Annotated in this window: 9 protein-coding genes; 4 read left to right on the top strand and 5 right to left on the bottom strand. The window is 56.9% G+C overall.

The features are described 5' to 3' along the window. The first annotated feature begins 8 nt into the window (after window positions 1-8). The 3 genes from xylA (at window position 9) to ACIRQ6_RS02995 (ending at window position 2,839) form a co-directional block, all read left to right on the top strand. Window positions 9-1,304 (top strand): xylose isomerase, encoded by a 1,296-nt coding sequence (xylA, locus tag ACIRQ6_RS03005; protein WP_420862657.1) that lies wholly within the window; start codon window positions 9-11, stop codon window positions 1,302-1,304. A gap of 157 nt (window positions 1,305-1,461) precedes the next feature. Then, window positions 1,462-1,860, top strand: a complete 399-nt coding sequence (locus ACIRQ6_RS03000) for a rhodanese-like domain-containing protein (protein WP_420862656.1) — start codon at window positions 1,462-1,464, stop codon at window positions 1,858-1,860. A gap of 91 nt (window positions 1,861-1,951) precedes the next feature. After that, the gene (locus ACIRQ6_RS02995) at window positions 1,952-2,839 is read left to right on the top strand and encodes an MBL fold metallo-hydrolase (protein WP_420862655.1); all 888 of its coding nucleotides are present in this window, start codon (window positions 1,952-1,954) and stop codon (window positions 2,837-2,839) included. Here the strand turns inward: ACIRQ6_RS02995 and tcuB are convergent. Both tcuB and tcuA read right to left on the bottom strand, forming a co-directional pair. Continuing rightward, the gene (gene tcuB, locus ACIRQ6_RS02990; protein WP_420862654.1) at window positions 2,836-3,903 is read right to left on the bottom strand and encodes a tricarballylate utilization 4Fe-4S protein TcuB; all 1,068 of its coding nucleotides are present in this window, start codon (window positions 3,901-3,903) and stop codon (window positions 2,836-2,838) included. The genes ACIRQ6_RS02995 and tcuB overlap by 4 nt on opposite strands. Continuing rightward, window positions 3,893-5,278, bottom strand: a complete 1,386-nt coding sequence (gene tcuA, locus ACIRQ6_RS02985) for an FAD-dependent tricarballylate dehydrogenase TcuA (protein WP_420862653.1) — start codon at window positions 5,276-5,278, stop codon at window positions 3,893-3,895. Before tcuA ends, tcuB begins: the two co-directional genes overlap by 11 nt. A gap of 78 nt (window positions 5,279-5,356) precedes the next feature. On the opposite strand from tcuA, the gene ACIRQ6_RS02980 reads away from it, so the two are divergent. Then, window positions 5,357-6,283, top strand: a complete 927-nt coding sequence (locus ACIRQ6_RS02980) for a LysR family transcriptional regulator (RefSeq protein WP_420862652.1) — start codon at window positions 5,357-5,359, stop codon at window positions 6,281-6,283. Here ACIRQ6_RS02980 and ACIRQ6_RS02975 read toward each other — a convergent pair. The 3 genes from ACIRQ6_RS02975 to ACIRQ6_RS02965 all read right to left on the bottom strand — a co-directional run bounded on the left by ACIRQ6_RS02975 (window position 6,247) and on the right by ACIRQ6_RS02965 (window position 12,785). Then, complete coding sequence (locus ACIRQ6_RS02975; protein WP_420862651.1) at window positions 6,247-9,366, bottom strand: efflux RND transporter permease subunit; 3,120 nt, start codon at window positions 9,364-9,366, stop codon at window positions 6,247-6,249. The two genes, ACIRQ6_RS02980 and ACIRQ6_RS02975, sit on opposite strands and share 37 nt — an antisense overlap. Continuing rightward, entirely contained in the window at window positions 9,363-10,715 is a 1,353-nt protein-coding gene (locus ACIRQ6_RS02970; protein ID WP_420862650.1) for an efflux RND transporter periplasmic adaptor subunit, read from the bottom strand. Before ACIRQ6_RS02970 ends, ACIRQ6_RS02975 begins: the two co-directional genes overlap by 4 nt. 150 nt (window positions 10,716-10,865) lie before the next feature. Next, on the bottom strand, window positions 10,866-12,785 hold the full coding sequence (locus tag ACIRQ6_RS02965) for a C1 family peptidase (RefSeq protein WP_420862649.1): 1,920 nt from the start codon (window positions 12,783-12,785) through the stop codon (window positions 10,866-10,868). Window positions 12,786-12,806: the final 21 nt, after the last annotated feature.

Raw genomic sequence — 12,806 nt, 5'->3', positions numbered from 1 at the left:
CCACGACTATGACCAGTTTTTTCCAAGATATCGAACCGCTCCACTATGATCCAAATTCCACGGGGCTGGCCTATCGCCATTACAATCCCGACGAAATGTTCATGGGCAAACGGATGGAGGATCATCTGCGCTTTGCTGTGGCCTACTGGCATTCTTTTGCCTGGCCAGGCGGGGACCCTTTTGGTGGTCAAACCTTTGATCGCCCTTGGTTTGGCGACACGATGGATAAGGCACGGCTAAAGGCCGATGTGGCGTTTGAGATGTTTGATTTATTGGGGGTACCTTACTTTTGCTGGCATGACGCCGACATTCGCCCCGAGGGTGACAGCTTTGCCGAAAGCCGTCGTAATTTCGAGGACATCATCGACTACCTCACGGGCAAAATGGAAAGCAGCAAAACCAAGCTGTTGTGGGGCACCGCGAATATGTTCAGCCACCGTCGGTTTATGTCTGGCGCAGCGACAAACCCTGATCCAGATGTGTTTGCCTGGTCAGCCGCCACGGTCAAGCTGTGCATGGATGCCACTCATAAAATGGGCGGTCAGAACTACGTGCTTTGGGGCGGGCGCGAGGGCTATGAAACCCTCCTGAACACTGATCTTAAACGCGAACGTCAGCAGGCGGGCCGGTTCCTGCAAATGGCCGTGGAATACAAGCACAAGATTGGCTTTGAAGGCGCTATTTTGGTGGAACCCAAGCCGCAAGAGCCGTCAAAGCACCAGTATGATTATGACGTGGCAACAGTGTACGGCTTCCTCAAAGAGTTCGGTCTGGAAGGCGAAGTGCAAATGAACATCGAACAGGGCCACGCGATCCTTGCAGGCCATTCGTTCGAACATGAGCTTGCTCTGGCGGCCTCCCTCGGGATCTTTGGCTCTATCGATATGAACCGCAATGACTATCAATCTGGCTGGGACACTGATCAATTCCCGAACAATGTGCCCGAGGTTGCGCTGGCCTATTACGAAGTGCTCAAGGCCGGTGGGTTTACCAAAGGCGGCACCAACTTTGACGCCAAACTGCGCCGTCAGTCGCTGGATCCAGTGGATCTGATCGCCGGTCACGCAGGGGCGATGGATGTCTGTGCACGGGGCTTCAAGGCCGCTGCCGCCATGCTGGAGGACGGCACCCTAGAGGCCATGCGCGCCGAGCGTTACGCAGGCTGGGACACGCCTGCCGCCGCGGCAATGCTGGACGGGGACCTGGCCAGTGCAGCCGCCCGTGTAGACGCAGAAGCCATCGATCCACAGCCACGTTCAGGCCGTCAGGAGATCCTTGAGAATATCGTCAACCGCTTTGTCTAAGGGGCATGATGCCCGACGCGGTCTTACCAAAACAACCATGGGCGGTCGCCGCGCCCATGGTCTCCACCCTGCCCCGGCGCGCATTTGAAAAGTCCCGTTGTTTCGATCAGATCCCCATGGCAAGCTGATGCGAAATCTTTGCAAGGGACGCGCCAATATGGCTTCTTTGAAAATATCCTCTGCCGAAATGGTCGCCAAGGCCCGCGCCCGGATTACCGAAATTGAAACCTCCGATCTGATTGCGATGCTGGACGATCCCAAACTGGTGGTTGTCGATATTCGCGACATCCGCGAACGCCAACGAAGCGGATTTATCCCCGGCAGTTTTCACGCACCACGTGGCATGATCGAATTCTGGGTGGATCCGGACAGCCCTTATTTCAAAGAAATCTTTGATCAAACTGACAAAACCTACGTTTTTCACTGTGCCTCGGGCTGGCGATCTGCCCTAACCACAGCCACGCTGCAAGACATGGGATTTGCCGCCGCCCACCTCAAAGAGGGCTTTTCCACTTGGGAAAAACAAGGCGGGCCGGTCGCGCGCATGGATCCATAGCCCGCCACATCGCTCTTGACAAAACTCGGGGGCGGCTTCCAAGCTTCGCCCACAGCTTTTCGCTTTTTAGATCCCCATAAGGAGCCGCCCGATGTCAGCCCTGCCCCAATTGCAAATGGACAAAACACCCTCGGTTGAGGCCTTCTTTGACGCGCAATCAAACACCATCAGCTATGTGGTCAAAGACCCTGACAGCCGCGCCTGCGCAGTGATCGACGCTGTAATGGAATTTGACTACGCCGCAGGGCGTTTGAGTTACGACAGCGCCGATGCAATCATCAGCTACATCAAGGCGCATGATCTGAAACTGGAATGGATCATCGAAAGCCATGTGCACGCCGATCACCTGTCCGGCGCGCCCTATATTCAACAGGAACTGGGCGGCAAAATCGGCATCGGCGAACATATCCTGACAGTGCAGGAAACCTTCGGTAAAATCTTTAATGAGGGCACTGAATTTGCCCGCGACGGGTCGCAATTTGACCGGTTGTTCGTAGATAACGATACCTATCAGGTCGGATCCATGACCTGTACTGCTCTGCACACCCCGGGTCATACGCCTGCCTGCATGGTGCATATCATGGGCGACGCGGCCTTTGCGGGGGATACTTTGTTTATGCCTGATGGCGGTTCGGCACGGGCGGATTTTCCCGGCGGCGACGCTGGGCAGCTTTACGATAGCATCACTCGCGTTTTGGCCCTGCCATCCGAAATGCGGTTATTCGTCTGTCATGACTACGGCCCCGGCGGGCGTGCCATCGCGTGGGAAACCACTGTCGGCGATCAACGCCGCGCCAACATCCATGTGGGCGGCAATGCCTCGCGTGCGGCCTTTGTCAAAATGCGCGAAACACGCGATGCGCAGCTGGCCATGCCCAAGCTGATCATCCCGTCGCTACAGGTCAACATTCGCGCTGGTGAAATCCCAACTGACACCCAAGGCGACATGGCCCTTAAGGTGCCAGTAAATAAGCTCTAATCGCTACGCTTGCGCTGTGCGTCCCGCACAAGGGCGGCCATACGGTAAAACCCGTGGGCCATTTTGGTGTAGGGTGTGAGCAGGAAAAAGCTCAGTACAGCGCCAAGGTGCAGTGCCAACAGGCTGGGCATCGCAGCCGTGCTACCCAGCGCATAGAGTATCACGCCACTAAAGGCTACGAACCCCAGCAGGGCGATAAACCCGACCTCGCCGCCCCAAGCTGAAGCAGCGCCAAGTTCAGGATCCGCCCGCCGTTTTAGATCCAGCATCCACAGTGCGCCCAAGGTCAGGATCACCCCGCCGGGCACACCCAAAAGTTTGGGCAGGGACCAAAACCCATAGGGCGCCGGCATGTCAAAAACATAGTGCAGCACAGTGCCCGAACTGGTGCTCGCAAAGCACAACAAAAATCCATAAAGCACCATCTGATGCGCCATGCGTCTGGCTTGGCTGAACCGATCCTCATCCTCGAAATTACAGCCATCGCCGTGCCCGCCTGCAAGGTTGCGCATGCTCGCCGCTGCGCCAAACGCGGCACGCAGATCGCCCAGCGTGACCCGCCTACCATCTGTCGACACCCAATAGCGGCGCAAACTGTAGCCGATGCTGACCAAAGGCAGCAAAAAAGCCGGGGCAAATATCGCTACCATCATGTTGTGCGACATGACCGCATAAAACCCTTCGCCCCCTTGCTGACCCGCCCAGCGCGCCACTGCAAACAACAGGGCAAACCCGATGAGCGTGGCCAAAGCGATCAAACCACCGCTTTTTTGGAAGTTCCGAGCGATGACTTGAGGGTATGCGAACGCCTCCCAGCTGTCTTGGCGCACCTCTGCCAAGGCCTGCGGCAGGTTCAAGTCAAATTCGTGGGGGGCTGTGTACTGACAGGCGTAGTAGCAGCCCCGACAATTGTGACACAGGTTCGCCAGTTGCGTGATATCCCCGTCCGAAAAAGCACGGTTCGCATGCAGCGACGGAAACACCGAACAATAGCCTTCGCAGTAGCGGCAGGCGTTACATATTTCCGCTTGGCGACGGGCCTCGGCGATCAGATCAGTTTGCATATTTTGCGGCCTCCGCACCCGCGATACGGCCAAAGACCGTGCCGATTGTCATCCCAAATCCTGCCAGATAGCCCTGCCCCAAAATAGAGCCTGCCATCGTCTCGCCTGCGGCCCAAAGGTTGCTTACAGGGCGGTTTCCGATGCTGCATTGGGCGTTTGCGTCGACCTTGAGCCCCAAATACGTGAACGTCACGCCCGTGCGCAGGGAATAGCCGTAAAACGGCGCTTGCGTGATTGGTCTGGCCCAGTTGGTTTTGGGCGGCGCAAGGCCTGTGGTGCCGACCCCATCCAATTCCGTGGGGTGGAACCCGCTGGTATCGCCACAACTGTCGTTGAAGGTGGCCACGGTCTGTTCCAGCTTTTGCACAGGCAGCCCCATCTTTTCAGCCAATTCCGCCAATGTGTCGGCTTTGATCGGCGGGAACACCGAGGGCATGAACAGATCCAGGGATTTCGCGTCAATGATCACATATCCCACTTGGTCGGGTTGTGCTGCCACCAAACGTCCCCAGATCGCATAGCGCTTGGGCCAGACATCCTCGCCCTCATCGTAAAACCGCTCGGCGTTTTTGTTGACCACGATGGAGAACGGCACACAATCCAACCGCGTCACGATCCCGCCATCGAACTTGGGCGCGCGCCCATCAATGGCCACTGCATGGCATTGGGTCGGATCGCCCACTTGTTCGATGCCCTGATCCAGCAAATCGGCCAAAACCACGCCGCGATTATAGGGCGTGCCGCGAATAAGAAAGTTCTTCGCCGCAGGCCCCCATGCGCGGGTCAACCAGTCCGTATCCGCTTGAAAGCCACCAGAGGCCACGATCACAGCCTTTGGCGCAATCTGATGCGTCTCGCCTTGGTAGCTGTATTCCAGACTGGCCACCACATCGTCTTGCACATCCAAATGGGTCACCGAAGCCTCGTAAAGCACGTCCACCCCCAGCTTTTCCGCCGTTCGATAATACGCATTCACAAGGCTTTTGCCGCCCCCACGAAAAAACGCATTGGTGCGGGCCAGCGAGAGGGTGCCAGACAACGATGGCTGAAACCGAACGCCGTGCTCTTCCATCCACGGCAGGCATTCCTCAGAGGCTTGGATCACCATACGCGCAAGGCCCTGATCGGTCTTCCCGTCCGTTACCTTCAGTAGATCCGCCAAATATTCGTCTTCGCTATAGCTTTCGATCAATGGGCCCAGCGGGCCACTGTGCATACAACGAAAGTTGCGCGTGTGACGTGAGTTGCCCCCGCGATAGGGCTTGGGGGCTGCCTCGAGGATCACAACCTTTGCGCCAGCCTCGGCTGCGGTGATCGCAGCACAAAGCGCCGCGTTTCCGCCACCGATTACCGCAATATCATAGGGGGTCTGCATCTTGAGGCTCCTTTGTGGGCAAGCCTAAATGGATCCCATTATTTTGACAAATGCTGATAAATGACGGATTAATGCGATATGATCATAAATTATGACTTCAACGATCTCGAAGCCTTTTTGGCTGTCAAGAAAACCGGTTCGTTCCAAAGGGCCGCCGATCAACTGAACCTGTCGCAATCTGCCGTGACCCGGCGCATCCAAAAGCTGGAAACAGCCCTCGACACAATGCTTTTTGAACGCAGCACGCGGTCAGTGCGCCCCACACTGGCGGCCAAACGATTGCAAGCCCGCGCCGAAGCCTTGCTGGAGGCCGCACAGGAAACCACATCAGCCCTGCGCGACGAAACCGCCGCCTTTGCCTTTCAAAAAACCGCCATTGTCACGCTCGCGATCCTGCCCAGCGTTGCAGCCATGATCCTGCCAACAGCCCTACAACTCTTTCGCAAAACCGCACCCAATGCCCGCCTGCGCGTCATCGACCGCCCGGCAAATGACGTGGCCGAAGCCGTAGCCCAAGGTGACGCAGATTTCGGCGTTGGATCGATCCCGATGCTGGAACCTGCCACAACATTCGAGCCACTCTTTGAGGATCATATCGCACTGGCCCTGCCCCACGATCACCCGCTGACCCATAAGGATCATCTGGCATGGGACGACTTGGTCGGCGAGCCGGTGATCGTGCCCTCCCAAGGCACCGGCAACCGCCTACTCATCGACGAGGCACTGGCCCGCCTACACACCCCTGTGCTTTGGACCTATGAGGTCGGGCGTTCGACCACGGCCCTCGATCTGGTCGCAGATGGGGTCGGCGTGGCCTTGGTGCCGCGATCCTCCGTGCGGCCCATTTTGGACAGCGCACTGGCCCTGCGTGCCATTGGCGCGCCGAAAATCAGTCGTCCCATTGGCCTGATCAGCGGGTTGGGTCAGGTCGATCACCCCGCAGTAGCAGCCTTGAAAACCGCGCTGGCTCAGGCTGTGTCCGCCGCAACCTCTGGAGTATCGTAAAGCTCTGCCGACCGCACCCAACGCGACACATTGGCAAAGTCAAAGTAGATCGCCAAAACCGCTGGAAAGACAAAAATCACCAGTAACATCGACGCCAGCACACCAAAGGCCACAGACACCACCACGGGGACGATAGTGACCACCGAAGGCGAGGTCTCGAACACCACTGGCAACAGGCCGATAAACGTCGTCATTGAGGATAACACCACGGGCCTGAACCGCCGCCTGACCGCTTCAACAGCGGCCTTGACGTGATCCCCATCCTTTGCGTTAGCCTCAAAGAACGAGACAAACAAAATGGCGTTGTTGACCACCACCCCCGCAAGCGAGGCAAAGCCGATAAACGACGGCATCGACATATCCATCCCCATAACCAAATGCCCCAAGATCGATCCGATCAAGGCAAAGGGGATCGACAGCATGATAAAGACTGGCAGGGTGTAGCTGCGAAACTGGAACGCCAAAACAATGTAGATCACCACCAACCCAATAGAGAGGGCCGAAAAAATGGAGGCTTGCGTTTCGGTTTGCTCTTCGGTCGAGCCGCCAATACTGAGGCTGACACTGGGAAATTCCGCTGTGATGTCCGGCCCGATTTCATCTACAGCAATCGCAGAAATGCCCGCAGGGGTCTGCATGGTGCGGTTGATGTTGCCCACCACGCGTGCCCTTGCGAGGCCTTTCTCGCGGGTAATTTGGGACAGGGTTTTCGAAGTCTGCAAATCAGCAACCACCGAAAGGGCCACACTGGTGCCACCGGCCAAAGTGATCGGAAAGGCGCGCAAATCCGCGACCGTTTGGGCCACTTTCGGTTGTTCTACCACCACTTCATAGCTGGTGGCCCCGTCGATAAAGCTGTCGGTTTCCGTGCCCGTAAACGCTGTGCGCAATTGATTGGCCAACCCACTGGGCGTCAACCCCAAAGACCTCCCATAGGCAGTTAGCGACAGTTGTATTTCCGTCTGACCTGCAGTGAAATCCGTGTAGGCCGTGGTCACATCTGGGCGCACAGACAGGCGGGACAACAAGGCAGCACTGGCCGCCTCCAGCTCTCCCAAATCCCGCGAAAACAGGGAAATATCCAAATCCGAGCCACCGGGGCCCGCTTGCGCCGAGGTGAAATTCAATTGCGAGACATCCGGGATCGGACCCGAGGCTGCTTTCCATGCGGACAGCAATTGCGAAGTGGTCACATTGCGCTCATCCGCAGTCAGAATATCGACCACAATCGTGGCCGTATGTTCGCCATTGGAACTGGCATCTGCGTTTTGCCCGTATTGCACCAACACCCGCTCGACCAAGGCCTCTGCGCCGTTGGTCCCCGGGGTGAAATCCGCATCTACCGTGCGCAGCCCTGCCAGCAAACTGTCTACAGCCGCTTGCGTGCGGTCCACTTGGCTGCCAGCAACCAAAGCGATCCGCGCCTCGATTGTATCTGCCTCGCTTTCAGGGAACCCAACCACCCGCACAATCCCTGCAGGGATCAGGGCAATTGTCAGGATAAGCAGGCCCAAAACAGACCCCAGCGTCAGATACCGCCATTCCGTAAGGCGCTCGACCAAGGGCACCACAATCTTGTTGGCCAAAGCTTGGGTCAATCGCGGCACCAAACGCAGGTTGGACGGCTTGGCACCGTTAGGCACGTGGGCCATGTGGTGGGGCAGGATCAAAAACGCCTCAACCAATGAGGCGGCCAGCGTAATCAGCAATACAATCGGTACTACCTGCAAAATCGCGCCAATCTCACCAGACAAGAACATCAACGGCCCAAACACGCCCGCCGTGGTCAAAAACGACGACAACACGCCAGACATGACTTCCTTTGTGCCGCGCACTGCGGCCTCTTTGGCGGGCAGCGTGTCACGCCAACTGGCGATATTTTCGGCAATCACAATACTGTCGTCCATGATCAATCCGATGGAAATCAGCAACGCCAAGAGCGACATCATATTGATCGTAACGCCAATCGCACTCATCACAAACAAGGCCAGCAAGAACGAAAACGGCAAGGCCAACGAGATCCAGATCGCATCGCGCAGCGAGAAAAACAAACAGGTGATCGCAATCACCAAAACCAACGAAATCGCTGCGTTTTCCAACACCAATTCAATCTGATCCGAGATTTGTTCGGTTGAGTTATTGATCACTTGGATCTGTAACTTTCCACCGTATCGGGCTTCGATCTTTTGGATTTCCGCCTCGACGGCGGCGTAGGCTTCAATCGCGTCATCCGACTTTGATTTGGCAAGCGAAATGATCGCAGCCTGCGCGCCATCCATCTCGGATCTCAGCGCAGGATCCGCCAATGTCAGCGAAATCTCAGCAACATCCGACAGGCGCACGATCCGCCCATCGCCTTGCTCAATGACGGTCAAACTCTGCAGCGACGGCACGCTGCGGCGCACATCCTTGAGGCGCAGGCTTAGATCTTCGCCGTTGGTTTCCACCACCCCCAGCGGGCTTTGGGTCGAGCGTTGCGAGATCGCATCGGCCACATCGCGCGGTGACAATCCGTAGCGCCGCAGGGCAAAATCATCGAGGCTGATCCGGTATTCCAGCGACGAAATCCCCTGAACATCTGCCGTGGCAATCCCGCGCAAATTCGCCAGATCCTCGGCCAGTTGGTCGGCATAGGTCACCAGCGCGTTGTCTGAGGCCAAGCCAGAGACGGCCAGCAATGCAACGCGTTCGGTCCGGGCATCGATGGCCACTGAAGGCTCTTCTGCATCCTCAGGCAAGTCGGACACTGCGGCCACTTCAGACGAGATATCATTGAAGAACTGCGAAATGTCGCCGCCCTCGGACATGGTCAGGCGGGCCGTGGCGCGCGAGGCGACAGATTGGCAGGTAAATTCGTCCAGATCCGTTATGGCCTGCAACGTATCGTCGAGGATCAAACAGATCTCTTCATCCACATCCTGCGCCGAGGCGCCGGGGTAGACCACGGACACAGACACACTGGAGGCCGAAAATTCAGGAAACGACTCGCGTTCCATACCTGTGATGGAAATGGCGCCCAAAAAGAGGCCAGCCAGCAAAAACAAATTCGCGGCAATCGGGTGCCGACTGAAATATTCGATCATTGTGCAACAACCGTATCAACAGGGGCCAACAAGGCGCCCAAAACCGCTGGCTGCGGGTCCGACAAGATCACTTGTTCGCCCAGTTCCAGCCCGTCCAGAACAACAACTTGGCTGCCAGATCCGGCCCCCAAAGTCACTGCTTTGCGTGCCAGTCGGCTGTCCGCATCGACAACAAAGACATAGCTGTCATCGCTGGTATCACTGCGCACAGCTTCGCGGGGGATTAACAATGCATCTTCTATGGCAGGGCCGGTCAGCACCACCTCCAGGAATGTCCCGTTGACCAAAGGCGGGCCGTCGCGATCAGCCTGTGGACGGCTGGCGTCGTTCACCCGCACCACAATGCCAAAGGTGCCTGCATCCTCATCCACTGCTTCGGTAAAACGCACCAATTTCGCGGGCCATTCAATCCTGTCGCCAACGCCGATGCGTGCGATCACTTTGGCCTGCAAAAACCTGCCAGCAAGCTCTTCTAATTCGTCCCCGATCACACCTGCATTGACCTGCGACACCAGCGCCGTGGCATCAAAGCTGGAAAACAGCGCGCCCAGATCGGCAAATTGAAACGAGGCTTCAACCTCAGAAGAGGCCACGTCCTCGATGCTCAGGATCGTGTCACCAACGCGCACATATTGATCCTCGTCCGCTGCACGCTGGGTCACGCGACCGGCAAAAGGGGCCACAACACGCGTACGGTCCAGATCCCGCTCAGCGCTTTCCAAATCGGCCTGAACTTTTGCCAAGGTCGCTTCAGCGGCCATGCGATCCGGGGCCACCAAGGCCAGATCGGTTTCAAAACCGGTCACTGTGGCCTGTTGCGACAGATACGAGCGGTTTGCGGAATCAAGGCTGGTCTGGGCCACACTGCCGCGCTGCACCAGCGATGCCATACGGTCGCGCTCATCGCGAAACACTTCCAGAATTTCACGCTGCACGACCAATGTGGCCTCGGTGTTTGCGGCATTGACTTTGATGCGTTCCAAATCCGCCTCCGCACTCAGGACATCTGCCTGCGCTTGGGCAACGCGGATCTCATAATCACGCGGATCAATTTCGAACATCAGATCGTCTTTGCCGATGCGCGCGCCAATCTGCAAAACATCCGGAAACAGCGTCAAACGTCCTTCAACCTCGGCAACGCCCGTCCAGGTCTTGGTGGCCTCAGCCCGTCCGAACCCCGACGCAGAGACCGCCAAACTATCGGCCTGAACGGTCACAACACGCACGGGCAACGCCACCGGCTCGACCTGTTCTACAGCCACGGCTGTGCGGTTGGTCAGCCACATGGCCACCAAAACTGCAAGAATAATTGGGGGAAACAACAGAAATTTCTTGATGAGGGAAGCCATGGGATACCGCACTCCATTCGCGCTGAATTACCAGCAGCGTAAAGGCACAACCTCAGACTGTGTAGCCGTAAATACAAGCAAACACCTAGAAAGCCGTGCAATCACAGGCAAACGCCAATTTTAAAGGCACTGCATCCGGCCCCAGCAGGCCTAATACCCCTGCATATGGCCTTGGGAAAACGCCTGAACACCACCGGTTTGCCCGCCCACGATTGTCTGCAAAATATGGTTCATTGTCTTGAGGTCACGGTCCAGCCCCGTGTGGGATTTGGCATCAGTTTGCTTACGGTCCCGTCCCGCAAAATACACCGAGTGCTGCGCTGGCAAACCGTCCAGATCAGGCCCCGCCAAAGCCTGCAAACCGGTTTCCATCCCAAGCATCGGAGTGCCCTTTTGCGGCTCTAGCGCGTTGGACACCAAATAAAGCAATGACTTGGAATAGATATCCAACGTGTCCGCACATTCGCGCTGATCGATCAGACTGTATTGATACAAGTGTTGGATGGTCTGCCCCAGATGGGGCCGGATCCGATTGTTGTAATGATCAAGGTTGCACGCTGGCGCCATCACGTTGGCACTGGCCAGTGGCACCTTCAGTTGCTGCATCACATCGGCCAGTTCCGCAAGCAACAGCACACCGGCACTGGCGCTGGCGAAATGCACTTGCAGCTCGGGCGCCTGCCGGGCCGCTTTGACCAAATCACGTATACCCTCGCCGCCTTGGGTGCCCGGGGCAAAGGTCAGACCAGAGGTGACCTTGAGATCGCGCCACAGTTTGCGCCCCAAAGGCCCTGCCATTTCCTCGAGACGGGCATCGGTGTGATCTGCGTCCTCCCCCATCAAATTGCGGGTCTTGAACAACAGATCATAAAAGACATCCACCACATCACTGTTAAATCCAGTTTCCCACATGATGTGGATCGGATAGATCCCGTTTTTCTTATAGACTTTCGACCACGCGCGGATCCGCTTGGCCACAGCGGTTTTGTTGCTCAACGCGCCATGGGCAAAAATCAGCAAATGGCGATAGTCCGGCGTCTCGTTGCGGCCTGTGCCACCGGATTTAATCAGTTTGGCCGTCTCATCTAGTGAGGCTTTGTTTTGCGTGTAGCGACCACGGCTGACAAACTGCCCATCATCAAGATGCATAAAATGCCCGTGGATATCCTGACGCCGCGGGGCAAAGGCCGATGCTGCGACTTTGGCGTCTCGAAACATCGCGTGATTGCGGGCATATTTGACGTCAAACGCACTGGGTGAAGATACAGCCAACCGTAACACCCATGCATCCTCCACATGCTCAAACCAATCCTCATAACTCCACAAAGCAACGCCCGGCATATTCTGAAATCCGCCCCACCGCGGGCCCCACGAGTTTTGGACCAAAAAGCCATCACGGGTGTAGCCGACGATGGCAAAGGCATGGCCGCCCTCGATCCGACTGCTGCGTTTGATCACACCGTTTTTGGGACGCGCCCAACCGGCATGAATTTTGCCCGAAGCGATCACTGCCCCGGCTTCGTTGATGGCTGCGTGGTAGTCGTTGATCTCGTGATTGAGCCGGAAATAGGACCCCAAAGTCACATCGCGCGCTTTGTGAGCAGTCTCAATGTCCAAATCCCAGCCCGTCGCATCTGCCCCCAACAGGTAGGGGGCATCCACCTCATCACACACACCGTTATGGAAAAAGCCCTTGAGCGCACCACGCAACGTTGATCCCGCCGCTTCAGGGTCGGGCAAATCATCATGTAGGCGCGCCATTTCAAACAGCATGCGGGTGCTCACATGTCCTGGCAGGCCTTCGCGGCGGCGCTGACAATCAACCACCGCAGCCAAGGCAAATCCGGTACAGGCCCCTTCGTCAAATTGATCCCTTATGTTCAGATCAGTATGGTTGGGCACCACATCGGCCCGCAAAGGTACCAAAGACGGCACATAATAGCGATCTCGCAAGTCGATCACATCGCGATTGACGGGCAAGGCACGCACCGCATCCGCCGCCGTCAAAGTCTGTTTCTTTACCATGTCTTCGTCATCATTTTCGTAAGTATCTACTGTAGGGACAGGCATTGGCCACTCTTGTAGCCAATG

The sequence above is a fragment of the Algirhabdus cladophorae genome (genome assembly GCF_044772865.1).
Lineage (GTDB): Bacteria > Pseudomonadota > Alphaproteobacteria > Rhodobacterales > Rhodobacteraceae > Algirhabdus > Algirhabdus cladophorae.
This window is presented reverse-complemented; position numbering and strand designations above follow the sequence as displayed.